Here is a 26557-nt window from a genome sequence, read left to right on the forward strand (position 1 = left end):
GGCGGCGGTCCCGCCGCCCGGACACGGGGCCGGGCTCAGGCGGGCAGGGGCCGCTCCCGGACGACGTGCTTCATCACCAGCGTCGAGCTCAGGTGCTGGACGCCGGGCAGCGTGGCCAGCGCCTCGTCGTAGAGCACGCGGAAGGCGGCCAGGTCGGCGCTGACCACGCGCAGCAGGTAGTCGGGGTCTCCGAACAGGCGCTCGGCCTGGACGACCTGGGGGATGTCCTCGACCGCCCGCTCGAAGGCCGCGACGGTGTCCCGGTCCTCCTGGCGCATGGTGACGAAGACCAGCGCCTGGAAGCCCAGTCCCACCGCCTCGGCGTCCACGACCGCGCGGTATCCGCTGATCACCCCGGCGCGTTCGAGTTCGCGCAGTCTGCGGTGGCACGGGGAGACGCTGAGTCCGACGCGGTGGGCCAGTTCGGTGATGCTCAGGCGGCCGTCCTCCTGGAGCTCCGCAAGAATCTTCCGGTCAACGTTGTCCATGGAGAAGATTCTTCCACCAGTAGCCGTTTCCGCCGTAAGAAGTGGAACTATTTTCGGGCGTTTTATGGCTACTCTTCCCCTCTGAACAGGTATTTCGAGGAGAGGGGTGTCCGTGGAACCGGCTTCGGTCGCGGCGTTCTGGACGGTGTCCGTCCTGCTGATCCTGGTGCCGGGGGCGGACTGGGCGTACACCATCTCCGCCGGGCTGAGGGACAGCTCGGTGCTCCCCGCGGTGTCCGGGCTGCTGCTGGGCTACGTCGCCCTCACCGGGGTCGTGGCAGGCGGGGTCGCGGCGCTCGTGGCCAGCACACCGGCCGTGCTCACCGGCCTGACCGTCGCGGGCGCCGCCTACCTGGTGTGGCTCGGAGCGGTCACCCTGGCCCGTCCCGCGGTGCCCGGAGCGGGCGGCACCGCGGTGCCCTCCTCCCGGAGTTCGCGCGTGCTGACCGGTACCGGCGTCAGCGGCCTCAACCCCAAGGCCCTGCTGCTGTTCCTCGCCCTGCTGCCGCAGTTCACCGATCCGGAGGGCGGATGGCCGATGGCCGCGCAGATCGGGACCCTCGGCCTGGTGCACACGGTCAGCTGCGGGGCGGTCTACCTGTGTGTGGGCGCGCTCGCCCGCACGGTGCTGGGGACGCGCCCCGCCGCCGCGCGCGCCGTCAGCCGTTTCTCCGGTGCGGCGATGATCGTCATCGGCGTGGGCCTGGCGGCGGGCCGCTTCCTCTAGGCATCGACGGGCGCAGCCAGAGGCCGAGTAACGGGCACCGGCGCCCAGCACCCGGGCGACCGGGCCCCTAACGCGTGGCGCGGCGGTGGAACCCCCGGACCGCGATCGGCGCGCAGATCGCCACGATGACGAGGCACCAGGCGAACGCTCCCCATCCGCGCCACTCCAGCGGCTGTTCCAGGAGGAAGCCGCGGACGGCGTCGACGACCACGGTGATCGGCTGGTACTCGGCGAACACCCTCAGGCCGGTGGGCATGGACTCGGTGGGGACGAAGGCGCTGCTGGCGAAGGTCAGGGGGAGCAGCCAGACGTAGTTGGCCGACTGGACCCCCTCGGCGTTGCGGACCAGCAGCCCTATGAGCGAGGAGATCCAGGAGAAGGCGAGGCTGACCAGGAGCAGCAGGGCGATGGCTCCGATCCAGCCCGCCACCCCCGCCGTGGGCCGGAAGCCGACCACGAGTCCGATCAGTACGCCGACCAGGATGACCAGCGAGTTGCGCACCACGTCGGCCAGGATCCGGCCGCTGAGCACCGCCGAGGGCGCCATCGGCAGAGAACGGAACCGGTCGACCAGCCCCCGCTTCATGTCCTCGGCCAGGCCGACGCCGGAGTTGACCGCTCCGAACGCGACGGTCTGCACGAGGATGCCAGCCATGAGGAAGTCGGTGTAGGCCATGTCGGGGGTGAGGATCGCGCCCCCGAACACGTACCGGAACAGCAGCACGAAGATGATCGGGTTGACCGTCGCGAAAACGAGCTGCTCCGGGATACGGGGGACGTGCCGCAGACTTCGCTCGGTCAGTACGAGTGTGTCGGTGATGGTCCCTCGCAGCGCCCCGTGGACAGGTGCGCGGTCGAACGCGAGGGGCTCATCGCCCGGGAACCCGACCCCGAGGACCGGCGCGCCACCCTGCTGCGGCTCACGGCTGACAGCCGGGCCCGGATGCGTCGACTGCACGAGGCGCAGAACCAGCTCGCTGAGGAACTTCTCCTCCCTCTCCGCTCAGGGGACCGGGTGGAGCTCCACCGCATGCTCACCCTGCTCAGGGACGCCGCCACGCACGAAGGGGCGCCCCTTGCGGGGCGCCCCGAGGAGGCATCCGACTGAGCGGAACCCGGACGGGTCAGCAGGAGGAGCCCGCCTCGCCCTTCGACGAACCTCCGGACTCCGGCGGGTCCTCGCCCGTGTTGGTCCCGGTGTGCACCCGCACGGTCTCGCCCGGGTCGTCCGGGTCCTGCTCCCGGCCCGGCGTGGGCAGGTTGAGGCGGGTGATGAGCAGGTAGAAGATTCCGAAGTAGGCCGCGAAGTACACCAGGCCCAGCAACAGGATCAACCCCAGCCCCTGGGTGTTGTCCTTGGTGGCGTTCAACAGCATGTCGATCAGCCCCGCCGAGAACCCGAAGCCCAACTGGGTGTCCAGCGCGTTCATCACCGCCATCGAGATGCCGGTCAGCACCACGTGCACCGCGAACAGCGCCGGAGCCACGAAGATGAACGCGAACTCCACCGGCTCGGTGATGCCCGTGACGAACGCGGTCAGCGCCGCGGGGATCATGATCGAGCCGATCTGCGTCCGCCGGGCCTTGGGCGTGGCCAGCCACATCGCCAGAGCCGCACCGGGCAGGCCGAACATCAGCACCGGGAAGAACCCGGACAGCAGACCGCCGGCGTCGGGGTCGCCGGCGAAGTAACGGGTGATCTCGCCGTGCGTCACGGCGCCGTCGGGCGCGGTGTAGGTGCCCGACACGAACCAGATGAACGAGTTCACCACGTGGTGCAGGCCCAGCGGCAGCAGCAGGCGGTTGATCACCCCGTAGGCTCCGGCGCCCACCGCGCCCGCGCCGATGATGCCCTCACCCAGGTCCTGGATCCATCCGCCCACGACCGGCCAGATGAGGCCAAGCGCCACGCCCATCAGCAGACCGGCCAGCGCCGTCACGATCGGCACGAACCTGCGGCCGCCGAAGAAGCCCAGCCAGGTCGGCAGCTTGATCCGGTGGTAGCGCTGCCACAGCAGGGCCGCCACCAGGCCCACCGCGATGCCGCCGAGCACGTCGGTCGGGTTCTTCACCGCGTGGTTGATCACCGGCATGACCGCGTTGACGGCCTCGGGATCCGTGATGGGCTGGCGGGTCACCGGGTCCACCGCCAGCGGGTACGTGGTCAGCCGCGACCCCAGGTCGCCCGTGGCGCCGTCGAAGGTCACCATCGTCCAGGTGGCCACCCGGTCGAACACCAGGTAGCCCACGACCGCGGCCAGGGCGGTCGAACCGTCGGCGCGCTTGGCGAACCCGATCGCCACACCGATCGCGAACAGCAGTGGCAGGGCCTGGAAGACCGCGTCGCCCGCCATGCCGACGGCACCCGCGACCGGCTCCATCCAGCCCATCCCGGAAAGCCCGGCCAGGCCGTCGGCGCCGAGCAGGTCGGGCTGGCCCAGACGGAGCAGGATCGCGGCGGCGGGCAGGACCGCGATGGGCATCATCAGGCTGCGGCCGAGCCTTTGCAGGACGGCGAGCGTCGACGATCCGCGCTTGGACCGGCTCGCGTCGCCGCCCGGGGGCTGCGACGCGGTCGGTGTCGGGGTCTGGTCCGAACTCATGGGGGGTCCTTCCTCGGACACGCGCCTCGTGGGCGCGGGACTTCAGTCGCCGTGCCGCCGGGGGTCCAGCCGGGAGTGCAGCTGGTAGCGGTCGGCTCGGTAGGTGGACAGCGCCAGTTCCACGCACTGTCCGTTGGCGAAGCTCCGGCGCTGCATCACCAGCACCGGGCTCCCAGCTGGCAGGCCGAGGAGTCGGGAGTCGGCCGAGTCGCAGATCCCGGCCTCGATGGTCTGTTCCCCGGAATCCAACAGGATGTCGAACTCGTTTTCCAGCACCTCGTAGAGGGAGCGTTCGGCGAGGTCGTAGTCCTCCAGGCCCGGGACCATGGCGGCGGGGATGTTGGAGCGTTCCACGGCCATCGGCTCGTCGTCGGCGGTGCGCATGCGCTCGATGTGGTGCACCAGGGTGCCCGGCGCGATGTCGAGCATGCGCGCGGTGTGCCCGCTCGCCGGGATGACCTGGCGGATCAGCTCGCGCGCGCCCGGCTCGAAGCCGCGTGCGCGCATGTCCTCGCTGAAGGAGGCCAGGACCAGGGACATCTCGATCTTGGGGCGGGCGATGAAGGTCCCCTTGCCGGGGACCCGGTACAGCCGCCCCTCGGCCACCAACAGGTCGATGGTCTGGCGGACGGTCATCCGCGAGAGCCCGTAGGTGGCGCTGAGCTCGCGCTCGGAGGGGATCATGTCGTCCACGCCCAGCCCCGCCGCGGTGATCCAGTCCAGGAGCAGGTCGCGCAGTTGGCTGTACTTGGGCAGCGGGTTGCTGGGGTCGATCGACATGGAGCGGGCGGCCTTCTCGGTCGGCGGGCGGGGTTGGCGTCAGACCTTAGCGCGGACGGACCGTGCGTGTCCGGCGGACCCGGCCCGGGTACTTCCGGGACGATTCGGACATGACTGGTATAGTCCGGACTAGACCACAGCTCCGACCGCGTGTCAATCCACCCAGAGGCAGGCGGTTCGCACCTGTTACCAGGGCAGACCGCGGGATCCGTCCGGGGGTCCGGCCCGACCGTGCGGGCGCCCCTGTCCGCGGTCCGTCAGCCGAGGCACGTGTTCGGCAGCGTCCACCGCCCGCGCCACCCACAGGAAAGGCCCTCCATGACCACCACGACGAGCGCGATGCGCTCCGAGATCGCCGAGCAGCCGGAGGCGCTGCGCCGCACCTTCGCCGAGCTCCTGCCGCTGCGCCCCGAGATCGAGGCCCTGGGCCGCCGCACCAGGCACGTGCTGTTCATCGCCCGCGGCTCCTCCGACAACGCGGCGGTCTACGGCAGCTACCTCCTCCAGGCGCACACCGGCCGCCTGGCCACCCTGGGCTCGCCGTCCATCGCCACCACCTACGGGGCCCGGATCGACCTGTCCGACGTCCTGGCCGTCGCGCTCTCCCAGTCCGGCAGGACCGAGGAGATCGTCGAGACCATGCGCTGGGCCGCGGACTGCGGCGCGCGCACCGTCGGCGTCACCAACGGCGCGGAGTCCCCACTGGCCAAGGAGGCCGACGTCGCCCTGGTCACCCGGGCCGGGGACGAGGTCGCGGTGCCCGCCACCAAGACCTACAGCACCCAGCTGGCCGCCCTCGCCGTCCTGGCCCTGGGCCTGGGCGCCGACCTGGACCCCGGCGACCTGACCCGGGCCTCCGACGGCATCGAGGAGACCCTCGCGGCGCCCTCGGACGCCCTGGAGGAGATCGTCGAGCGCATGGTCGCCGTACAGGGAGCGGTCATCTCCGGCCGCGGCATGGCCTTCTCCACCGCGCTGGAGGCCGCTCTCAAGCTCAAGGAGGCCTGCTACCTCCACGCCATGGGCCTGTCCTACGCCGACCTGCTGCACGGCCCCATCGCCGTGGTGGACCCGCGCACCCCCGCGCTGCTGGTGGCCGCGCCCACCGGCCCGACCCTCCAGGGCACGGTCTCCCTCGCCGAACGCGTCCGCTCCGCCGGGGCGCCGGTCTTCGGCTTCGGCGGCGGCGACGCGCTGGCCGCCGCCAGCGACGTGTCCGTGCCGGTCCCCGACGTGCCCGAGTGGGTGTCCCCGATGAACCTCATCGTCCCCGCCCAGCTGCTCACCGAGCGCCTGGCCCGCCGCCTGGGCTACGACCCGGACGTCCCGCGCGGCCTGAACAAGGTCACGCAGACCTCCTGAGCGGAGCACAACACCCCGTCCGGCCCCGCACCCTGGTGCGCGCGGTGCGCCGCCCCTAAGCTCGCCCTCAGGTTTCGGGTACACCCCGTTCCACGGCAGAACACGGAGGACACATGGCGGACAAGGCAGCGGCGATCGTCGCCGGTCTGGGCGGCGCGGACAACATCGAGGACATCGAGGCCTGCATCACCCGGCTGCGCACCGAGGTGGCCGACCCCGGTCTCGTGGACGAGAAGGCCCTCAAGGCCTCCGGAGCCCACGGCGTGCTGGTCTCGGGCAACGTCGTCCAGGTGGTGGTCGGCCCCGAGGCCGACGCCCTCACCGACGACATTCGGGACCTGCTCGAATAGGCCCCGCCAGGAAGGATCAAACCCCCCAGGGAGGGAAGACATCCCCCATGCCAGACGTGATCGGTACGCTGCGCGTACTCTCCCCCGTGCCCGGAACGGCGCTGTCCCTCGAAACCGTGCCCGACCCCGTCTTCTCCCAGTCGATGGTCGGCCCCGGGGTCGCCGTCCACCCCGAGCCCGGTCAGGAGGGCGGGCAGGAGGGGGTCCAGGACGCCGTGTCCCCCATCGCGGGGACCCTGGTCAAGCTGCACCCCCACGCGTTCGTGGTGATGGCGCCCGACCACCGCCGGGGCGTGCTCGTCCACCTGGGCATCGACACCGTCCAGATGGCGGGGGAGGGGTTCACCCTCCTGGCCGCCGAGGGCGACGAGGTCGAGCCGGGCACCCCGGTGGTCCGCTGGTCGCCGGGTTCGGTGGCAGCGCAGGGAAGGCCGTCGGTGGTCCCGGTGGTCGCCCTGGACGCCTCGCCCGACGCGCTGGGCGATGTGGTCAGCGGCTCGGTCGACCGGGGGGACGCCCTCTTCACCTGGGCCTGAAAGGTGCGCGGACGCGCGCCCGCGCACACCGCTCACCGGAGCCCGAACCGCCGCCACGCGCGCCCGTGTGGCGGCGGTTCCGCGTCTCGGCCTGTCGCAACGGGTATTCTCCGGCGGCGAACCCACGATTTCGCCGGAGATGAAGCCCGCCATGAAACTGTCCGTTCCGTACGCCCTGGCCCCGGCCTGCGTGGGACTCGCGCTGATCGCCACCGCATGCACCACAGAGGAGGTGGGTTCCTCGCAGGAGGACCGCGAACCCCAGCCGTCGGCCGAGGCCGAGCCCTTCGAGCCCGTGCTCGCGCCCCGGCTGCTGTCCGAGATGGACCTGGACGACAAGATCGGCCAGCTTCTCGTCCTGACCGCCCAGGGCACCTCGGCCGCCGAGAACGCCGCCCAGATCGAGGCCCACCGGCCCGGCGGCATCATCTACTTCGACGCCAACCTCACCGACGCCGAGCAGATCGCCACCATGTCGGCGGGCGTGCAGGACCTCGCCGCCGAGCAGGGACAGGGCGTGCCGCTGTTCGTCGGGATCGACCAGGAACAGGGCCTGGTGGCCCGGCTGCCCGTGGGCACCAGCTTCCCTGACGCCATGGCCGTCGGCGCCACCCGCGACACCGGACTGGCCGCGCTGCGCGCCTCCACCACCGCCGAGGAGCTCACCGCCCTGGGCATCAACCTCAACTACGCGCCCGACGCCGACGTCAACACCGACCCCGCCAACCCGGTCATCGGCATCCGCTCCTTCGGCTCCGACCCCGACCTGGTCGCACAGATGGCCGTCGCCGAGTCGGGCGCCTACTCCGAAGCCGGCGTGGTGTCGGTGGTCAAGCACTTCCCCGGGCACGGCGACACCGACGTGGACAGCCACAGCGGCCTGCCCGTCATCGACATGCCGCGCGAGGAGTGGGAGGCCGAGCACCTGCCGCCGTTCCGGGCGGCCATCGACGCGGGCGTGGACGCCATCATGACCGCCCACGTGCTGATGCCGCAGCTGGACGGGAGCGAGGAACCCGAGCCCGCCACCATCTCCCCGGAGCTGATCGACGGCATCCTCCGCGACGAGCTGGGCTACGACGGCGTGGTGACCACCGACGCCCTCAACATGGAGGGCGTGCGCCAGCGCCACTCCGACGGCGAGATCGCCGTGCGCGTGCTGGAGGCGGGCGTGGACCAGCTGCTCATGCCGCCGGACCCCGCCGCCGCGGTGTCCGCGATCCGCGAGGCGGTCGAGCAGGGCCGCCTGACCGAGGAGCGCATCGACGAGTCCGTGCTGCGCGTCCTGGCGCTCAAGGAGGAGCGCGGGATCCTGGAGGCCGGACCGGTGGACGTGCAGGGCGCCGCCGCCGTCCTGGAGGACCCCGAGCACACCGAGGCCGCCCAGCGCGTGGCGGACGCCTCCGCGACCCTGCTGCGCAACGAGGGCGACCTGCTGCCGCTGGCCGAGGGCAGCGGCGTCCGGGTCCAGGGGGTGGGCGCGGAGCAGATCGCCGCCGCGCTCACCGAGGCCGGGATGGACGTGGTGGAGAGCGGGGCCGACGCCGTGGTCGTGGGCACCGGGGGCGGCAGCGGGGCCTCGGAGCAGAGCGGTCTGGTCCAGGCGGCACGTGCCGAGGGGCTGCCGGTCGTCGTGGTGTCCCAGGGCACGCCCTACGACCTGGCGGCCTTCCCGGAGGCGGAGGCGTTCGTGGCGGTGTACTCGTCCGTGGACGTGTCCCGGGCGGCCGCCGCGCGGGTCGTCGCCGGACAGGTGAAGCCCTCCGGGAAGCTGCCGGTGGACATCCCGGCGGCCGACGTGGAGATCGGGACCGGGCTGACCACCTGACCGGCCGGGTCTCGCCGGGGGTTGAAACGGGCGGGGAACGGGAAGAACGCCTCCCCGCCCACCTGGGGAGAGGCCACCGACGACCGGAGGAGGGATCGGATGGACGGCACGGGACGTGTGGACGGAACCCGGCGAGGGGTTATCTGCGACTGGGGCGGTGTCCTCACACCGCCGCTGCCCGTGGGCATCCGGGCCTGGCTGCACGCCGACCGCATCGACGTCGAGCACTACCACGAGGTCATGCGCCCCTACTTCGACGGCAGCGTCGAGGGGGAGAACCTCGTGCACGCGCTGGAGCGGGGCGAGATCGACACCTGCGCGTTCGAGCGCGAGCTGGCGGCCCTGCTGCGCTGCACGCACGGCGGCCCGGTGGTGGCCGAGGGGCTGATCGACCGCATGTTCTGCGAGTTCGACCCCGTGCACGACATGTACGAGGCCCTGCGCGAGGCCAGGGCCGCAGGAGCCGCGACCGCCCTGCTGTCGAACTCCTGGGGCAACTGCTACCCCCGTGAGCACTTCGACACCACCTTCGACGCGGTGGTGATCTCGGGCGAGGTGGGAATGCGCAAGCCCGAGCACCGCATCTACCTGCACACCTGTGAGCGGCTCGGCCTGCGTCCCGAGGAGTGCGTGTTCATCGACGACCTGGAACACAACGTCCGCACGGCCGAGGAACTCGGCATGACCGGCATCCTGCACACCGACGTGGACACCACGCGGTTGGAGCTGGAGCGCTTCCTGGCGCCGGACGGCGACGGCGCGCCCCCGGTGCCCGGGGAGCGGGCGGCCTGATCCCGGGGTTTGGCACACTTGATGTGTTCAGCCCACATTTTGGAGAGCCACTCGCATGTACGTCTTCCTGCCCAGCACCATCCCCGCCCTGGCTCGCCTGCTGGAGGAGGGGCGGCTGGAGGGCGTGCCGCTGACCGCGTTCGCGGCCGACCCCGGTCCGGACGAGGACGTGGAGGAGACGGAGTACGAGGCCATGTACGCCGCCGCGCGGGAGTCGCTGGCGCTGCTGGCCGCCGAGCCCGACGCCCCCCGGAGGCGGGTGGTGCTGGCCGCGAACATGCCCGACCACGTCGTCGAGCGCGCGGGCCGCGCGGGGCGGGGAGTGGTCCGGGTGAGGGTCACCGGAGCCGTTCCGTACAAGAAGCTGGCGTCGGCGCACGTGGACGACGCCGACGCCGTCGCGGACGTGACGGCGGCCGTCCAGGACCCGTCCTCCGACGCGGTCGAGGACCACGAACTGATGTGGTTCGCCGTCCAGGAGTTGCGCTACCTCGTAGAGGAAGCCTCGACCAAGCACCCGTAGAGCGCGAACGCACACCCCCGACCTCCGGCTGACGTGCTCGCGACCACACACCCTCCTGGCCGGACCCGGACGGAGGTTTCCACCCTTGTGCGCCCATACGGCAAGATGGAGGGGACCCCACCCCCGTCGCGTCCCGAGGAGTTCGCCATCAGCCGCCTGGTGCTATGGAACATCGACCTCACCCTCCTCGACGTGGGACGGGTGACGAGGGCGGCCTACGCCGAGGCCTTCGAGAAGGTCACCGGTGAGCCCCTCGTCTACCTGACCTCGTCGGCGGGCCGGACCGACTCGGAGATGTTTTTCGAGTTCTGCGCCCGCAACTACGTCGACGTCGAACCCGACACCAGCTCCCTGGGCGAGTTCCTCGACGCCCTGGAGGAGTCCTTCGGCAGGCGTTCCGAGGAGCTGCTCTCCAAGGGCCGCGTCATGCCCGGTGCCGCGGCCTCGCTGGCGGCGGTGGCCTCGATGCCCGACACCGTCCAGACGGTGGTCAGCGGCAGCACCCGCGCCAACGCCACGGCCAAGCTGGTCGCCTTCGGCCTGGACACCTACCTCAACCTGGCCATCGGCGGCTACGGGTCGGTCAACTACCCCAAGTCCAGCCTCATCCAGTCCATCCGCCTGCACGCGGCGGGTGAGGGCGGCCGGGTCTACCCCGAGGAGGAGACGGTCTTCATCACCGACTCCGCCCCGGACGTGCGCGCCGCCGTGATCGGCGGCGCGACCCCGGTCGCGGTGCTCAACGGCTCGACCACGGAGAGCCAGCTGCGCGAGGTCGGGGCGGTCGTCGTCCTGCCCGACCTGACCGACCCCCGGGCCGTGATGACCGCGGTCCACCAGGCAACGGCTCGGTAACGACATGTCCCCCCTGTTCGGGGGGTAGGTGGTGGCCCGTGTACGCAGTAACCGATCACCGCAATCTGTTTCTAACACTCCGCAACCACCCTGTAACGGTGTTGGTCCTGCCCCCGGGCCCGAAAGCCAGTAGCCTTGGCACCGGGCGGGGCGGGGACAACGAGGTCCGGCGCCCCGCGACCCCAATCCGAACCACCACGGCCGTGGGCTCCTTGCGGCCCAGGGAGTTCACACCGAATCACGCAGTGGCCCAGAAGTTCACAGGTCATATGACCGGTTGTTCTGCCAGCACTCGTGCGACGTTGCTCACAAAGGAGTGAGAGATCCCTATGTCCGGGCAATCCGACGTCCAGCTCCAGAAGCTGCTCAGTGAGGCGGCCGCCAAGTGGTCCCCCGGGGCGCGCATCAGCCCCGAGGAGGCCGACGCCGTCCGCCGTTTCCTCCCCGTGTACTACCGGCACACGGATCCCGAGGAGATCAGCGGCCGTTCCCCCGAGCAGATCTGCGGCGCGGCCGAGGCCCACCGCTCCTTCGGCGCCCAGCGCGCCGTCGGACGGGCCAAGGTCCGCGTCTACACCCCCGACGCCGCGCGCGACGGCTGGGACCAGCAGACCGGCGTCGTGGAGATCGTCACCGACAACGCCCCCTTCCTCGTCTCCTCCGTCACCATGGCCCTCAGCGACCTCGGTGCCGGGGTCCGGCTGATCATCCACCCCCAGATGACCGTCGGCCGCGACCTGGAGGGCCGTCTGGTCCGGGTGGACCCGGAGACCGGCGGCGAGGGCCTGCTGCCCATCGACGAGTCCTGGATGCACATCGAGATCGACCCGCAGCCCGACCCCGGGCGCCTGCGGGAGATCACCGCCCGCGTCGAGTCGGTCCTGGCCGACGTGCGCTACGTGGACGAGGACGCCGGCAAGATGAGCGACCGGGCCATCCGGATCGCCGACGAGCTCGCGGCCTACCCCGACCGGCTCGTGGCCGGGGGAGTGGACCCGCGGGAGATCGGTGAGAGCGTCGACTTCCTGCGCTGGGCAGCGGGACGCCACTTCACCTTCATGGGCTACCGCGAGTACACCCTGGTCACCGACGAGAACGGCGACGACTCCCTGCGCCCCGAGCCCGGCTCGGGTCTGGGCATCCTGCGCATGGACTCGCCCGCCTCCACCAGCTTCGCCGCCCTGCCCCCCGAGATCCGCGGCAAGGCCCGCGAGCCCTACGTCCTGGTCCTGACCAAGGCCAACTCGCGCGCCACGGTCCACCGGCCCAAGTACCTGGACTACATCGGCGTCAAGAAGTTCGACGCCCAGGGCAACATCGTCGGCGAGCGCCGGTTCCTCGGCCTGTTCACCTCCCAGGCCAGCACCACCAGCATCGCCCAGATCCCCATCATGCGCCGCAAGCAGGCCGAGGTGCTGGCCCTGGCCGGGTTCGAGGCCGACAGCTACGACGGCAAGGACCTCACCGAGCTGCTGGAGACCTTCCCCCGGGAGGAGCTCCTCCAGATCCCCGTGGGAGAGCTGTACAACATCGTCCGCGGGGTCCTGCGCCTGCGCGACCGGCGCGGCACCAAGCTGTTCATGCGCCGCGACCCCTACGGCGGCCGGTACATGTCCTGCTTCGTGTACATGCCGCGCGACCAGTACAGCACCCGGGTGCGCCTGGACATCCAGAAGGTCCTCGCCGAGGCCTTCCACGGCGCCACGATGGACCACAACGTGCTCATCGGCTCCGCCCCGCTGGCCCGCCTGTACCTGGTGGCCCGCGCCCAGCACGGGCACACCCTCGCCGACATCGACCAGGTCGCCCTGGAGGAGAAGGTCCGCGAGGCGGCCCGCTCCTGGGACCTGGACCTCGACGACGCCCTCGCCGCGGCCTTCGGCCCCGTGCGCGCCACGGAGTTCAAGGAGCGCTACTCGGGCGGCCTCACCGAGGCCTACAAGGTCGACAACAGCCCCGCCACCGCGGCGGGCGACATCCGCGAGCTGGAGAAGCTCCTCTCCCGCACCGCCCCCGAGCGGCGCCACGGCGAGTTCTCCGCGGTCCTGTACCAGCGCGAGGACGCCGACCCCGGCTGCTGGCGGTTCCGCCTCTACCGGATCGGCGAGCCCATCTCGCTCTCGCGCGTCCTGCCCGTCCTGGAGAACCTGGGTGTGGAGGTCGTCGACGAGTGGCCCTACGACGTCACCGTCCGGGACGTGGGCCGGGTGTGGATCTACGACTTCGGCCTCGGCCCGATCCCCGAGTCCGACCTGGCCCCCGAGCGCCTCAAGTGCCTGTTCGAGGAGGCCTTCGACGCCTCCTGGCGCGACCTGGGCGAGAGCGACCGGTTCAACGCCCTGGTGGTGCGGGCGGGCCTCGACTGGCGCCAGCTCACCGTGCTGCGCGCCTACGCCAAGTACCTGCGCCAGACCGGGTCCACGTTCACCCCCGAGTACCTGGCCGACGTGCTGGTGGCCAACGTCGGGATCGCCAACCTGCTGGTCGAGCTGTTCGAGACCCGCTTCGACCCCGACCAGCCCGGCGAGGGCCGCGACGAGCGCGCCGACGTCCTCGTCCGCAAGGTCGAGGGCGAGCTGGAGGCCGTGGCCAGCCTGGACCACGACCGCATCCTGCGCGCGTTCCTGGCGGCCATCCGCGCCACCCTGCGCACCAACCACTACCAGGGCCACCCCTACCTGGTGCTCAAGCTCGACCCGCAGGAGATCCCGGACCTGCCCCACCCGCGGCCCCGGTTCGAGATGTACGTCTACTCCCCGCGCGTGGAGGGCGTGCACCTGCGCTTCGGCGCGGTCGCGCGCGGCGGACTGCGCTGGTCGGACCGCTTCGAGGACTTCCGCACCGAGATCCTGGGCCTGGTCAAGGCCCAGATGGTCAAGAACTCCGTCATCGTCCCCAGCGGCGCCAAGGGCGGCTTCGTGTGCAAGCGGCTGCCCCAGAACGGCACCCGCGACGAGGTGATGGCCGAGGTCGTGGCCTGCTACAAGCAGTTCATCAGCGGCCTGCTCGACGTCACCGACAACCTCGTGGACGGCGAGACCGTGCACCCCGAGCGCACCGTCCTGCACGACGGCGACGACTCCTACCTCGTGGTCGCCGCCGACAAGGGCACCGCCACCTTCTCCGACACCGCCAACGCCATCTCCACCGAGCGCGGCTTCTGGCTCGGCGACGCCTTCGCCTCCGGCGGCTCGGTCGGCTACGACCACAAGGCCATGGGCATCACCGCGCGCGGCGCCTGGGAGTCGGTCCGGTTCCACTTCCGCGAGATGGGGGTGAACGTGCAGGAGGAGCCGTTCACCGTCGTCGGCATCGGCGACATGTCCGGCGACGTGTTCGGCAACGGCATGCTGCTCTCCCAGCAGATCCGGCTGATCGCGGCCTTCGACCACCGCCACGTCTTCCTCGACCCCGACCCCGACCCGCACACCTCCTGGGTGGAGCGCAAGCGCGTCTTCGACCTGCCCCGCAGCACGTGGGAGGACTACGACCCCAAGCTCATCTCCGAGGGCGGCGGCGTGCACCCGCGCACGGCCAAGTCCGTGCCGATCACGCCGCAGGTGCGCGAGGCGCTCGGCATCGACGAGGGGGTGCGGAGCCTCACACCGGACGAGCTGATCCGGTGCGTGCTCACCTCCCCCGTCGACCTGTTGTGGAACGGCGGCATCGGAACCTACGTCAAGGCGAGCACCGAGACGCACGCCGACGCGGGCGACAAGGCCAACGACCAGCTGCGCGTGGACGCCGCCGAGCTGCGCGTCAAGGTGGTCGGCGAGGGCGGCAACCTGGGCCTGACCCAGGACGCGCGGATCGAGTTCGCCCGCGCGGGCGGCCGGATCAACACCGACTTCATCGACAACTCCGCCGGTGTGGACACCTCCGACCACGAGGTCAACATCAAGATCATGCTGGACCGGGAGGTGTTGGCGGGCAAGCTGGACAAGGCCGACCGCGACCAGCTGTTCATCGACATGACCGACGAGGTCGCCGAGCTGGTCCTGGACAACAACGACGCGCAGAACACCGTGCTGGCCGCCGCGCGCAAGCAGGACGGCCAGATGCTGCACGTCCACGGCCGGTACATGCGCCACCTGGAGCGCACCAGGGTGCTCAAGCGCAAGCAGGAGGACCTGCCCTCCGACAAGACGATCGCGGAGCGGCGCGCGGCGGGCAGGGGCCTGACCAGCCCGGAGTTCGCCACGCTGCTGTCGTACACCAAGATCAGCCTCAAGGACCAGCTCGACCTGTCCGACCTGTCCGAGGACCCGTACCTGACCGACGCCCTGACCTCGTACTTCCCGACGCCCCTGCGGTCGGAGCGCTTCGCCGCGGGTGTGCACTCCCACCCGCTGCGCCGGGAGATCATCGTCAACCAGGTCGTCAACCAGATGGTCAACCGCTCCGGTCTGACCTTCGCGTTCCGGCTCAACGAGGAGCTGGGGTCCAGCTCCGCCGACATCGCCCGCGCCTACCTGGTGGTGCAGGACGTGCTGGGGCTGCGCCGGTTCTGGAGCAGGCTGGAGGAGCTGGACCACGAGATCTCGATGGACAGCCAGCTCGTCCTGCTGCTGGAGGCGCGCAAGCTCGCCGAGCGCTCCGCCCGGTGGCTGCTGCGCAACCGCACCTTCCCCTTCGACATCAGCAGCGAGATCGGCTACTTCGCCGACGGCGTGGGCGAGGTGCTGCCGCAGCTGGTCCAGCTGCTGCGGGGCCGAGACCGCGAGGCCTTCGTCGAGCGCCGCGACCGCTACACGTCGATGGGCGTGCCGACCGAGCTGGCCGAGCAGGTGGCCGTGATGGTGCCCGCCTACTCCACGCTGGACCTGGTGGAGATCGCCCAGCGCACCGGGCGTCCGGTGGAGAAGGTCGCCGAGCTCTACTTCGAGCTGGCCGACCGGCTCAACATCAGCTGGTGGCGCGAGCGCATCATCGACCTGCCGCGCGACGACCGGTGGGTGACGACGGCGCGCTCCTCGCTGCGCGACGACCTGTACGCGGCGCACGCCGACCTGACCGCGCGGGTGCTGGAGAGCGGCCCGGCGCAGGAGCCCTCCGAGCTGATCGCCGCGTGGATCGACCAGAACCGCGACCGGGTGCAGCGCGCCGGGATCACGCTGTCGGAGATCCAGGAGAACGAGCGCTTCGACCTGGCCACGCTGTCCGTGGCGCTGCGGTCCTTCCGCGGCCTGGTGGGCTAGCCAGTGTTGTTCTGGGCCTCCGCTCCGCTTCGTCCCGTCCGTCGCCCGCCACCGTCCTCAACGGACGCCTGCGGCGCGGTCGTTCGGGCGCCCGGAGCACGGGAAGCGGGTTGAAGCAGGCACAGGGGCGCCGGAGGCGGGTCCGCGAGGAACGAGCGAACCCGCCTCCGGCTCCTCCAGAACCCCGCGGGCGTCCGAACCGAACCCCCGCAAGCTGAGGTCCCTCCAGAAAACAGGACCTGGCCCCCGTCCGCCCCCGACGGGCTCCCCGCGCCGGTGCGCGCGGGGAGCCCGCACCTGTTTGGGGCCTACACTGGGGTCCGTGGCAGAACTGGACCCAGCAGAGAAGATCAAGGACCTCGCGGCGACCCTGGCGAGCGTCAGCGCCGTGTTGGACCTGGAGGCCATGCACACGCAGATCGCCGAGTTGCGCGAACAGTCCGCGGACCCCGAACTGTGGGCCGACCAGGACAACGCGCAGAAGGTGACGCGCCAGCTCTCCAGCCTGGAGTCCATGGTCAACAAGGTCAACGGCATCAGCCAGCGGCTCGACGACCTCGGCGTGCTCTACGAGCTGGCCGAGGGAGAGGACGACGCCGACACCAAGGCCGAGGCCGACCGCGAGCTCGACCAGCTGCGCAAGGAGATCGGCGAGCTGGAGGTGCGCACCCTCCTCAACGGGCCGCACGACGAGCGCGAGGCCATCGTCACGATCAACTCCCAGGCGGGCGGCGTGGACGCCGCGGACTGGGCGCAGATGCTCCAGCGCATGTACCTGCGCTGGGCCGAGCGGCACGGCTACCCCACCGACATCTACGAGACCTCCTACGCCGAGGAGGCGGGCATCAAGTCCACCTCCTTCGCGGTCAAGACCCCGTTCGCCTACGGCACCCTGCGCGGCGAGCACGGTACGCACCGCCTGGTGCGCATCTCGCCCTTCGACAACCAGAACCGGCGCCAGACCTCGTTCGCGGGAGTGGACGTCGTCCCGGTGGTGGAGCAGAGCGACCACATCGAGATCGACGACGGCGACCTGCGGGTGGACGTGTACCGCTCCAGCGGCCCCGGCGGCCAGGGCGTCAACACCACCGACTCGGCGGTGCGCATCACCCACCTGCCGACCGGCATCGTGGTGTCCTGCCAGAACGAGCGGTCGCAGCTGCAGAACAAGGCCACGGCCATGTCGATGCTCCAGGCCAAGCTGCTGGTGCGCAAGCGCGAGGAGGAGCAGGCGGCGCTGGACGAGATCCGCGGCGACTCGGTGAGCAGCTGGGGCACCCAGATGCGCAACTACGTCCTGCACCCGTACCAGAGCGTCAAGGACGTGCGCACCGGTGCCGAGACCGGCAACACCTCGGGTGTGCTGGACGGGGACATCGACGAGTTCATCGACGCCGAGATCCGCTGGATGCGCAGCCGCGAGCGCTCCGAGGACGCCTAGGGGAGCCTTCCCCCGGCGGCCCCGCCGCGGGGGAGGGCCCCGGCGGGCCAGGTGTGCCGGGACGGTCACCGAGCCGGGGCGCCCTCCGGGGGACGGCGGCGAGCGGGACGGAACCCGGGGTCCGCGGTCCGCACGGCCGGAGTCCCCGGCGGCCGGGACGGTTCCGGCGGAGGCCGCGGACACGCCCGGTCGCAGCGGCGGAACCCCGTGTGAGCAGGTGGGACAGATGTGGATGTTGTGTCCCAATGGTGATGATCACGTCTCCGCAGTTTTACCGAAACTGCTATATGTGAACGTTATCATCGGTTGACGCCTCCGATATGCTCGAGGCTGTTGTCCGATGGTGCACTGATCTTCGGGTGTGAGGCGACCGGGACAATCCGGGCCGCTCCCCCCTCTACACTGTCGGTTGGCCATGTGGCCGGTACGATCCCGCGCGGAGTGCCCTCCACTGCGGGTGCCCATACCTTCGAGAACCTTGTGATGCGCCTGTGATCCACTTCGATAACGTCACCAAGGTCTACCCGACCCAGAAGCGCCCCGCGCTCGACGGCGTTTCCATTGACGTAGACAAGGGCGAGTTCGTCTTCCTGGTCGGCCCGTCCGGCTCCGGCAAGTCGACCTTCCTCCGCTTGGTCCTCAAGGAGGAGAAGCCCGACAAGGGGCGTGTGCACGTCGCCGGCAAGGACCTGGCGCGCCTGTCCAACTGGAAGGTCCCGCACCTGCGTCGCCGTATCGGCTGCGTCTTCCAGGACTTCCGCCTGCTGCCGAACAAGAACGTCTTCGAGAACGTCGCCTTCGCGCTGGAGGTCATCGGCAAGCCCCGCCGCTTCATCCGCAAGGTCGTCCCCGAGGTCGTCGAACTGGTCGGCCTGGAGGGCAAGGCCGGGCGGATGCCCAACGAACTCTCCGGCGGTGAGCAGCAGCGCGTGGCCATCGCCCGCGCGTTCGTCAACCGCCCCCAGATCCTGCTGGCCGACGAGCCCACGGGCAACATCGACCCCGCGACCTCCATCGGCATCATGAAGGTGCTGGACCGAATCAACCGCACGGGCACCACCGTCGTCATGGCGACCCACGACGCCGCCATCGTCGACTCGATGCGCAAGCGCGTGATCGAGCTTGAAGAGGGCTTGGTAGTGCGCGACCAGACGCGCGGCGTCTACGGCCAGGCGTACTGACCTCCCGCTGCGAGGACCGGCGCGGCGAAGCCCCGAAGGATGGACCTTTAACAGATCATGCGAGCACAATTCGTTCTCTCCGAGACGTGGATCGGCCTTCGCCGAAACCTGACGATGACCATCGCGGTCATCACGACGGTGGCCATCTCACTGACTCTTTTCGGCGCCGGTCTACTGGTCAACCAGCAGGTCTCCGAGATGCGCACCTACTGGGACGAGCGGATCACGCTCACCGTCTACATGTGCACCGAGATCTCGCCCACCACGGCCTGCCAGGAGAACGGTCCGGCCACCGACGAGGACCGCCAGGCCCTGGAGCAGACCCTCGACGGCCTGGAGCAGGTGCAGGAGTACACCTACCTCACCACGGCCGAGGCCTGGCAGGACTTCCAGGACCGGTTCGGCTCCTCCAACGAGGCGCTGGCCAACGCCACGCAGGAGGGCGACATCCCGGACAACTACCGGGTGCAGCTCACCGACCCCTCCCAGTACCAGACCGTGCGCTCCGCGGTGGAGGGCGCCCCGGGCGTCGACAGCGTCTCCGACGACGAGCTCGTGCTGGAGCAGTTCTTCGGACTGCTGGACGGCCTGCGCGCGGCCGCCCTGGTGCTCGCGGGGGTCCAGCTGGCCGCCGCCGCGCTGCTGATCGGCAACACCATCCGGCTGTCGGCCTACAGCCGCCGCCGGGAGACCGGCATCATGCGGCTGGTCGGCGCGTCGAACTTCTACATCCAGCTGCCGTTCCTGCTGGAGGGCGCGGTCGCCGGCCTCATCGGCGGTCTGATCGCCTCCGGCTTCATCGTGGCCACCCGCTACACCCTGCTCACGCAGATCGAGGACTGGTTCCAGTTCGACATGGCCCTGGGCGCGGGTTCGCTGTTGTACGTCATCGGCGTCTCGATGATCCTCGGCATCCTGCTGTGCACCATCACCTCGTTCCTCACCCTGCGCCGCTACCTCAAGATCTGACGCGGCCGCCTGGGGCGGGGAGGATTCGACACCGGGGGGCCACGTGCCCCCCGGACGTATGAAGGGACACATCTGTGGCACGGGAGACCGGGCGCAAGCTCATCGCGCAGAACCGCCGGGCCCGGCACGACTACCACATCGACGAGACCTACGAGGCGGGCCTCGTCCTCACGGGTACCGAGGTCAAGTCGCTGCGGCAGGGCCGCGCCTCCCTCGTGGACGGCTTCGCGCACATCAACGACGGCGAGGTGTGGCTGGAGAACGTCCACATCCCCGAGTACTCCCAGGGGACGTGGACCAACCACGCCGCCCGACGATCGCGTAAGCTACTCCTGCACCGCGAGCAGATCTCCCGGCTGATCGGCAAGACCCGGGAACCCGGCCGCACGCTCGTCCCGCTGTCCCTGTACTTCAGTGACGGGCGCGCCAAGGTGGAGATCGCTCTGGCCCGCGGTAAGCGTGAGTACGACAAGCGCCACGACATCGCCGAGCGCGAGGCGAAACGCGACATGGAACGCGCGATCCGCCGCCGTCGATGAGGCACCCGAAAGGAACACACACGGTGTCCCCCCGTCCCCTCGGCCGGATCACGGCCGCCGGCAGCGGCCTGCTCCTCGCCGCCGCCCTGGTCGCGTGCACACCGCATCCCAGTCCCGAGGTGGCGGTCAGGTCCTTCCTGCTCGCCTGGCAGGACGGTGACCACGAGACCGCCGCCGCCTACACCGACGGCGACCCCGCACAGGTGTCCGCGGCCCTCACGGACATGCGCGAGCAGCTCGACCTGGCCTCCCTGCGCTTCCAGCTCGGACCCATCTCCCGCGAGGGCGAGTCGGCCCAGGCCGAGTTCGGCGTCAACGCCGACCTCGGCATCGGCGACCCGACCTGGAGCTACACCGGGCGCATGCCCCTGGAGTGGGGCCCCGACGGCTGGCGCATCTCCTGGTCCACGAGCGTGCTGCACCCCGACCTGAGCGAGGAGGAGCGCCTCGCGGTCAGCTACGAGAGCCAGGAGCGCGGCCAGATCCTCGACCGCGAGGGCGAGCCGCTGGTCACCGCGGACAGCGTGACGGCCTTCGGCGTCTACCCCGCGGACATGGAGGACAAGGAGGCCGGGGTCACCCAGCTCGCCGAACTCCTCGACGAGGACCCCGACCCGCTCCTGAACCGGGTGCGCTCCGCGCCGCCCGAGCAGTTCCAGCCGCTGGTGCTCATGCGCGGCTCCAGCGTGGACGAGACGCTGCTGAGCGAGGCCTCGCGGATCTCCGGGGTGGACACCCAGGAGGTCCAGGTCAACCTGACCCCCTCGGTGTCGCCCTTCCTGCTGGGCGAGGTCGCCGGCACCGCCGAGCACCGGGTCTCCTCCCGGGTGCCCGGCTCCTACCAGGCGGGCGACACCGTCGGCCTGAACGGGCTCCAGAACATCTTCCAGCACGAGCTGGCCGGTTCGGGCACCACCCAGGTGGTCTCCCTGGACCAGGACGGTCAGGTCACCGACGTCCTGGAGGCGTGGGAGGGCTCGCTCAGCGGGGCCATCGACACGACCCTGGACCTGGACGTGCAGCGGGCCGCCGAGTACGCGCTGGACGTGGTGCCGGGCAACGGCTACCTGGTGGCGGTCGACACCGGCAGCGGCGAGGTCCTGGCCGCGGCCAGCGCCTCGGGCAGCACCGCGGACGACAACGCCTTCACCGGTTCCTACCTGCCGGGCAGCACCTTCGGCATGGTCACCGCCCTGGCCGCCCTGGAGTCGGGCGCGGCCACCCCCGAGAGCGAGGTGCCCTGCGGCTACTCCGCGGAGATCGGCGGGCGCACCTTCGTCAACCCGGGCGGCGGGGCCCTGCTCGACCAGCCCACCCTGGCCCGCAACATCACCTTCAGCTGCAACGTCGGGTTCGCGGGCCTGGGCACCGAGGTGGGGGCGGAGGCGATCGCCGAGACCGCCGGGCGGATGGGCATCGGCGCCGAGTGGCAGCTGCCCGTCCCGGCCTCCTCAGGCTCGGTGGAGGTGGAGGACGGCGAGGAGAACGTGGCCGCGGCCATGATCGGCGAACACGGGGTGCGGGTCAGCCCGCTGTCCATGGCCCTGGTCGCGGCCGCGGTCGCGGACGGTACGTGGAACGCGCCGACCCTGGTGCCCGAGGAGGGGCCGGATCCGGTCGGGGCCACCTCCCTGGACAGCGCCCATCTGGAGGTGGTCCGCACCGGGCTGCGCGACGCGGTGGTCAACCGCATGCCCGAGCTGCTCGCCACCGGGGGAGAGGTCCACGGGCAGGCGGCCCGCGTGGAACAGGACGACACCTCGCTGCACTGGTTCGTCGGCTACAAGGACGACGTGGCCTTCGCCGTCCTGGCCGAGGCGGACCCGGCGACGACGCTGGTGTCGCAGCACGCGGTGAACGCCGCGGGCTCCTTCCTCAGCGGGATGGCCAACGGGGTGCCCGAGGAGGCGCCCGTCGGACCAGCGGCCGGTGAGCAGGTGCTCGACGGGACCACGACCGGCGAGGGTGTGGGCCTCCCCTCGGAGCAGACGGGGCCGACGCAGACGGGGCCGACCAACCAGGCCGACCTGACGGGCACGGAGGAGACCGGCTGGTAGGGCCGTCCGGTCGACGGCGGCTCCGGTCACCGCTGCCTCCGGACAGGGCAGAACCCGGCAAAGAGCGGGCACTCGGGCAACCCCCCGGGGGCCCGCTCGCGTCTTCCCCTATGACTGGGCCGCGACAGGGGGTAGCGGACCAGTGAGGGACAGGACCTCATCTCGGGGGAGATCCTGTCGTTTCCCAAGGTCGGCCCGACCCTGCCGACCGCCCCCGCGGGTCGCGTCGACCACCTCTTGCGTCCGCGCCCGCGGGGGTTTCTCCCTGTCCGGTCCGGAGGCGGTCGCGGATTCCCCACCGCGAGCGGGAATCAGCTTGGCCCCCGTGCTGTTCAACAGGTAGAGTGACGGACGCGCGAGCGTTCGCCGCTCGCTTGTCGGTCGCCCCGCCTGGCGGGGAGGCCGTGAAAATTGCACAGGGGGTGATCGGTTTCGACTTCGGTAGTCGTTCCAGGGGAAGCGGGTCGAGGGTTGCGTTTGTGACCTCGTTAATCCTGCATTCGCGTAAACACAAGTGCCAATTCTAAGCGCACTGAGTTCGCTCTCGCTGCCTAAGCGATAGCGTCTCTGTCGGCCTGGGCTCGTCATCGGCCCAGATCCCGGCATCAGCTAGATGACTCACCGCTCAGATCAGGCCACGGGGCCTGAGCGGGACATTTTCGTGGCTGGGCCTGTCAGCGATGTGTCCGTGCAAGCGCTGGGGCCGAGTAGAACGACAGCGCGGACTGCACCCGGAGAAGCCCTGGCTCGGTGCTGAAGGACGCGGGTTCGATTCCCGCCACCTCCACGTGTGCGCGGGCTGCTGCTCGCCGGTCTTCGACCGGCTCGCCGCAGCCCGCGATGCTTTCCGGGGGGAGACCCCCCGAACCCCCCGAGGTGCCCCCCTGTGGTTGAGGCCGTGCTGGTCGGTGGGGTGGGTGGGTCGCTTTCTTGCGACGTGAGGCTTCGCCTCGCGGGTCGTGGTCAGGCCACGGCGTGGGCTGTTGCTTGTCGGTCTTCGACCGGCTCGCCGCAGCCCGCGATGCTTTCCGGGGGGAGACCCCCCGAACCCCCCGAGGTGCCCCCCTGTGGTTGAGGCCGTGCTGGTCGGTGGGGTGGGTGGGTCGCTTTCTTGCGACGTGAGGCTTCGCCTCGCGGGTCGTGGTCAGGCCACGGCGTGGGCTGTTGCTTGTCGGTCTTCGATCGGCTCGCCGCAGCCCGCGATGCTTTCCGGGGGGAGACCCCCGGTGGGCGGCTCGACCTGTGGTCGGGGCCGTCTCCTTGTGTTTTCTGGGGGCACACCGTGACGCGGGCTGTCGCTCGGAGGCTTGTCGCCTCCTTGTGGCAGCCCGCTTTTCTGTGTCCGCCTGCGCCCCTGACCTGCCTGTTCGTGGTGGTTCAGGGGCGTTTTGCGTGTCAGCGAACGGGGAGGTGACGCTACCTAGGTTGTATTCCTAACTAGGTAGCTCTATGGTCTAGGTAGCGAACACGAACACGGAGGTGTGGAGATGACGTTCCCCCCGACCCTGGAGTTCTCGTCCCTCGGACTGGGACTGGCCGCGCTGGTCGTGCTCTACCTGCTGGCCGTCGAACCCTGGTGGGGCAGGAGCGCCTACGCCCGGCTGGAGCGCGTGCGCGACACCGACTCCGGAGCGCTGCTGCGGCTGTTCGGCACCAGCGCCTTCGTCTGGTGGGGGCTCACCGCGGTCGTCCTGCTGATCGTGGCCCTCTCGCCCGGACTGCGCTTCGCGGACGTGGGGTTCGCGGTCCCCGAGGAGGGCATGGCCGACACCCTCGGAACGATGGCCGGCGTGCTCGTCGCGGTCGTGGCGGGCCTCGTGCTGATGCGGGTGAGCGGACTGGACCGCCGCCTCCTCGCCGGACAGCGGGCGGTCTCCGCGATGCTGCCGCGCGACCGGCGCGAGCGCTGGGCCGCGGCCGGGGCCTCGGTCACCGCGGGCGTGTGCGAGGAGGTCGTCTTCCGTGGTCTGCTCATCGCCCTCGGCGTCTCCCTGGGGCTGGACGTGGTCGTCGCCGCCGGGCTCAGTCTGGCCGTCTTCGCCGTCGCCCACGTCTACCAGGGCCGCACCGGCGTCGTCCTCGTCACCCTGGTCGGTTTCGGCTTCACCCACCTGTACCTGAGCACGGGCAGTCTGCTGCTGCCGGTGTTCCTGCACGTCCTGATGGACCTGCGCTCCCTCCTGGTGGCCCCGGGGCACCGCGAAGCCGGGACAATCAGTGTCGGCAGTGCCCGATGAAGGGGGAGACACGCATGGACCGCCGCGCGAGCTGGCTCAAGGGGGTGCTCGACCTCCTGGTCCTGGCCAGCCTGACCGGGGGCGAGAGCTACGGTTACGCGATCGCCAGACGGCTGGACGAGTCCGGGTTCGGCAAGATCCGGGGCGGGACGCTCTACCCCGTGCTCAACCGGCTGGAGGAGGCCGGGCTGGTGGCCGCCGAGTACCGGGCGGCCGAGAAGGGCCCGGGCCGCCGCTACTACGTACTGACCGACGAGGGCCGCGCCGTCCTGGGCGAACAGGGTGCGGCCTGGATGGAGTTCGACGCCTCGGTGCGCTCGGTACTCGCGGAGGGAGGAATCCGATGAGCGACTACCTCACCCGGCTCGGAGACCGGCTGGGCGAACGCGGTGTGGACGCGGACAGGTCCCGCGTCCTGCTGGAGGACCTGGCCGCGCACACGGCCGAGAGCGGGGTCGACCCGGAGGAGGAGTTCGGCCCGGTCGAGGAGTTCGCCGACGCCCTGGCGCCCCCGCCCGACGCGCGGGACGAGGCCGCCGCGCAGCCGGACGTGCTGGTCTGGTCCGCCGACGCCTTCGAGGGTCCCGCCCGCCTCGCCGCGATGGGCGCCCAGGGCTGGGAGGTGGAGCGGGTGGACCGGCTCGGCCGCTTCGTCAGCCGCCGCGCCCCCGAGCGGCCGCAGACGTGGGAGTACCGCCAGGAACTCAGCCCCGGTCCGGGCGACCGCGAGCGCCTCGCGGAGCGTCTGGCGCCCGAGGGGTGGGAGCCGTGCGGTCACTGGTCGGTCCTGGCCTACTTCAAGCGCCCGGGGTCGGCCACCGCCGGGCCCGCGGCCGAACTGTCCGCCCCGCCCGCGCCCGGCCGCCGCCGCTACTTCCTGGGCTGGAGGGGCGCGCTGGCCATCGGCGCCTGCCTGCTGGTCGCGGTGGTCGCGGGGACCTGGTCGATCCTGCGGCTGACGGAGGGCTCCTCCGGGGCGGAGGGCACCGCCGACTGGGCCGGGTTCGCGGTCGGCGCGGTCCTCGGCGCGCTCCTGGCCGTCGGGCTCCTCCGGGGCGCCGCGCGGCTGGTGGCGGTCCGGCGCGGCCGCGGCTGACCCTCGGCGGGGGACACCCTCGGAGGGTGGGGTACCGCACTCCCGGTGACTTTCCGGGTACGGTCGGATCCGAGGCGGTGAACCGGTGCCGCGACGAAAGCGTTATCCTCTTTGCCCCCCGACCCCGTATCCGCGGGTGAGCGAGAGCCTTCGACCGAAAGCCTTCCGATGCCGAAGAAGACAGCCGCCTCCCTCAACGCCGATCGCTCCTCCCTGGCCCACAAGGTGCGCTACGCACTGCGCAACCCGGGCAAGGTGGTGCCGTACGTGCGCCGCTCCGCCCGTGACCTGAAGCTGCGCCTGGCCCACCGCGCCCACGTGGACTACTACCGGGCGGTGATGGCCTCCGACGCCGCACGCGACCCCAGGTCGGCTGTGGGCAGCCAGAGCCAGGAGCGCTGGCTGGCGCTGGGGCAGATGCAGTTCGACTACCTGGTCGAACACGGCCTCAGACCGGAGCACCGGATGCTCGACATCGGCTGCGGGAACCTGCGCGCCGGGTGGCGGCTGATCGACTACCTCGACCCGGGCGGCTACTACGGGATCGACATCTCCCCGGACATCCTCATCGCCGCGAAGGGCGTGCTGGCCGAACGCGGGTTGCAGGAGAAGCTGCCGCACCTGACCATCACGCGGGACCTGACCTTCTCCTTCCTTCCGGAGGGGTACTTCGACGTCGTCCACGCGCACAGCGTGTTCTCGCACTCGCCCATCGAGGTGATCGACGAGTGCCTGGCCAACGTCGAGCGGGTCCTGGCGCCGGGCGGGTTCTTCGACTTCACCTACGACCGGACCGAGGGAGCCGAGCACCAGGTCCTGCGGGAGGACTTCTACTACCGGACCGCAACGCTCGTCACCCTCGCGGAGAAGCACGGGCTGTCGGCCCGGTTCATGGAGGACTGGGAGGAGCGGCCGCACGGCCAGTCCAAGATCCGTGTCACCGCGCGCGGCTGACCCCGTCGCTCCCTCCCGTCCGCCCCCGGGTGTCCCGGAGT

22 protein-coding genes, 1 other RNA gene and 1 pseudogene are annotated in these 26557 nt (G+C 70.9%); 20 read left to right on the forward strand and 4 right to left on the reverse strand.

Annotated elements, in window-relative coordinates:
* Positions 1-35: 35 nt before the first annotated feature.
* A complete protein-coding gene (locus FYW99_RS11720; RefSeq protein ID WP_150252033.1) occupies positions 36-488 on the reverse strand; it encodes an Lrp/AsnC family transcriptional regulator in 453 nt (150 codons plus the stop codon).
* Between the two features lie 112 nt (positions 489-600).
* Here FYW99_RS11720 and FYW99_RS11725 point away from each other — a divergent pair, with 112 nt between their 5' ends.
* Positions 601-1215: a LysE family translocator gene (locus FYW99_RS11725; protein ID WP_223838933.1), complete on the forward strand. Its 615-nt coding sequence runs from the start codon at positions 601-603 to the stop codon at positions 1213-1215.
* A gap of 67 nt (positions 1216-1282) precedes the next feature.
* Here the strand turns inward: FYW99_RS11725 and FYW99_RS11730 are convergent, their stop codons facing one another.
* Positions 1283-2047 carry an ABC transporter permease gene (locus FYW99_RS11730; protein WP_150252261.1) on the reverse strand — a complete coding sequence of 255 codons (765 nt, stop codon included), beginning with the start codon at positions 2045-2047 and terminating at the stop codon, positions 1283-1285.
* Between FYW99_RS11730 and FYW99_RS31740 the strand changes: the two genes are divergently transcribed.
* Positions 1994-2323 carry a MarR family winged helix-turn-helix transcriptional regulator gene (locus FYW99_RS31740; protein WP_190394640.1) on the forward strand — a complete coding sequence of 110 codons (330 nt, stop codon included), beginning with the start codon at positions 1994-1996 and terminating at the stop codon, positions 2321-2323. The genes FYW99_RS11730 and FYW99_RS31740 overlap by 54 nt on opposite strands.
* A gap of 16 nt (positions 2324-2339) precedes the next feature.
* Here FYW99_RS31740 and FYW99_RS11735 read toward each other — a convergent pair whose 3' ends face one another.
* Positions 2340-3818, reverse strand: a complete 1479-nt coding sequence (locus FYW99_RS11735) for a PTS transporter subunit EIIC (RefSeq protein ID WP_150252035.1) — start codon at positions 3816-3818, stop codon at positions 2340-2342.
* Between the two features lie 42 nt (positions 3819-3860).
* Positions 3861-4598 (reverse strand): GntR family transcriptional regulator, encoded by a 738-nt coding sequence (locus tag FYW99_RS11740; protein ID WP_013154738.1) that lies wholly within the window; start codon positions 4596-4598, stop codon positions 3861-3863.
* A 318-nt stretch (positions 4599-4916) separates the two neighbouring features.
* On the opposite strand from FYW99_RS11740, the gene FYW99_RS11745 reads away from it, so the two are divergent.
* The 18 genes and pseudogenes from FYW99_RS11745 (at position 4917) to FYW99_RS11830 (ending at position 26516) form a co-directional block, all read left to right on the forward strand.
* Positions 4917-5960: an SIS domain-containing protein gene (locus FYW99_RS11745; protein ID WP_150252036.1), complete on the forward strand. Its 1044-nt coding sequence runs from the start codon at positions 4917-4919 to the stop codon at positions 5958-5960.
* Positions 5961-6061: 101 nt separating this feature from the next.
* A pseudogene (locus FYW99_RS11750) lies at positions 6062-6310 on the forward strand (glucose PTS transporter subunit EIIB); the annotation flags it as partial.
* Positions 6311-6357: 47 nt separating this feature from the next.
* The gene (locus tag FYW99_RS11755; protein ID WP_150252037.1) at positions 6358-6846 is read left to right on the forward strand and encodes a PTS sugar transporter subunit IIA; all 489 of its coding nucleotides are present in this window, start codon (positions 6358-6360) and stop codon (positions 6844-6846) included.
* Between the two features lie 151 nt (positions 6847-6997).
* Entirely contained in the window at positions 6998-8674 is a 1677-nt protein-coding gene (locus FYW99_RS11760; protein WP_150252038.1) for a glycoside hydrolase family 3 protein, read from the forward strand.
* A 117-nt stretch (positions 8675-8791) separates the two neighbouring features.
* Positions 8792-9466, forward strand: a complete 675-nt coding sequence (locus tag FYW99_RS11765; RefSeq protein WP_150252262.1) for an HAD family hydrolase — start codon at positions 8792-8794, stop codon at positions 9464-9466.
* Between the two features lie 55 nt (positions 9467-9521).
* Entirely contained in the window at positions 9522-9989 is a 468-nt protein-coding gene (locus FYW99_RS11770) for a DUF6912 family protein (RefSeq protein WP_150252039.1), read from the forward strand.
* A 105-nt stretch (positions 9990-10094) separates the two neighbouring features.
* Positions 10095-10844, forward strand: a complete 750-nt coding sequence (locus FYW99_RS11775; RefSeq protein ID WP_190394629.1) for an HAD family hydrolase — start codon at positions 10095-10097, stop codon at positions 10842-10844.
* Positions 10845-11173: 329 nt separating this feature from the next.
* Positions 11174-16042, forward strand: a complete 4869-nt coding sequence (locus FYW99_RS11780; RefSeq protein ID WP_150252040.1) for an NAD-glutamate dehydrogenase — start codon at positions 11174-11176, stop codon at positions 16040-16042.
* Between the two features lie 322 nt (positions 16043-16364).
* A complete protein-coding gene (gene prfB / locus FYW99_RS11785; protein WP_017567750.1) occupies positions 16365-17483 on the forward strand; it encodes a peptide chain release factor 2 in 1119 nt (372 codons plus the stop codon).
* A 491-nt stretch (positions 17484-17974) separates the two neighbouring features.
* The gene (ftsE, locus tag FYW99_RS11790) at positions 17975-18664 is read left to right on the forward strand and encodes a cell division ATP-binding protein FtsE (RefSeq protein WP_013154728.1); all 690 of its coding nucleotides are present in this window, start codon (positions 17975-17977) and stop codon (positions 18662-18664) included.
* 57 nt (positions 18665-18721) lie between these two features.
* The gene (gene ftsX / locus FYW99_RS11795) at positions 18722-19633 is read left to right on the forward strand and encodes a permease-like cell division protein FtsX (RefSeq protein ID WP_223838934.1); all 912 of its coding nucleotides are present in this window, start codon (positions 18722-18724) and stop codon (positions 19631-19633) included.
* Between the two features lie 74 nt (positions 19634-19707).
* A complete protein-coding gene (gene smpB, locus FYW99_RS11800) occupies positions 19708-20172 on the forward strand; it encodes an SsrA-binding protein SmpB (protein ID WP_017567748.1) in 465 nt (154 codons plus the stop codon).
* A 23-nt stretch (positions 20173-20195) separates the two neighbouring features.
* Positions 20196-22229 carry a penicillin-binding transpeptidase domain-containing protein gene (locus FYW99_RS11805; RefSeq protein ID WP_150252041.1) on the forward strand — a complete coding sequence of 678 codons (2034 nt, stop codon included), beginning with the start codon at positions 20196-20198 and terminating at the stop codon, positions 22227-22229.
* Between the two features lie 418 nt (positions 22230-22647).
* Positions 22648-23019, forward strand: a transfer-messenger RNA (tmRNA) gene (gene ssrA / locus FYW99_RS11810).
* Positions 23020-23716: 697 nt separating this feature from the next.
* On the forward strand, positions 23717-24466 hold the full coding sequence (locus FYW99_RS11815; protein WP_150252042.1) for a CPBP family intramembrane glutamic endopeptidase: 750 nt from the start codon (positions 23717-23719) through the stop codon (positions 24464-24466).
* A gap of 14 nt (positions 24467-24480) precedes the next feature.
* Positions 24481-24813 carry a PadR family transcriptional regulator gene (locus FYW99_RS11820; RefSeq protein WP_150252043.1) on the forward strand — a complete coding sequence of 111 codons (333 nt, stop codon included), beginning with the start codon at positions 24481-24483 and terminating at the stop codon, positions 24811-24813.
* Complete coding sequence (locus FYW99_RS11825) at positions 24810-25562, forward strand: DUF2812 domain-containing protein (RefSeq protein ID WP_150252044.1); 753 nt, start codon at positions 24810-24812, stop codon at positions 25560-25562. The genes FYW99_RS11820 and FYW99_RS11825 overlap by 4 nt, the downstream gene beginning before the upstream one ends.
* A 168-nt stretch (positions 25563-25730) precedes the next feature.
* Positions 25731-26516, forward strand: a complete 786-nt coding sequence (locus FYW99_RS11830) for a class I SAM-dependent methyltransferase (protein ID WP_150252045.1) — start codon at positions 25731-25733, stop codon at positions 26514-26516.
* The last annotated feature ends 41 nt before the right edge of the window (positions 26517-26557 follow it).

Origin of the sequence: Nocardiopsis deserti, assembly GCF_008638355.1 — a bacterium.
In the GTDB taxonomy this organism is placed as follows: Bacteria; Actinomycetota; Actinomycetes; order Streptosporangiales; family Streptosporangiaceae; genus Nocardiopsis; species Nocardiopsis alborubida.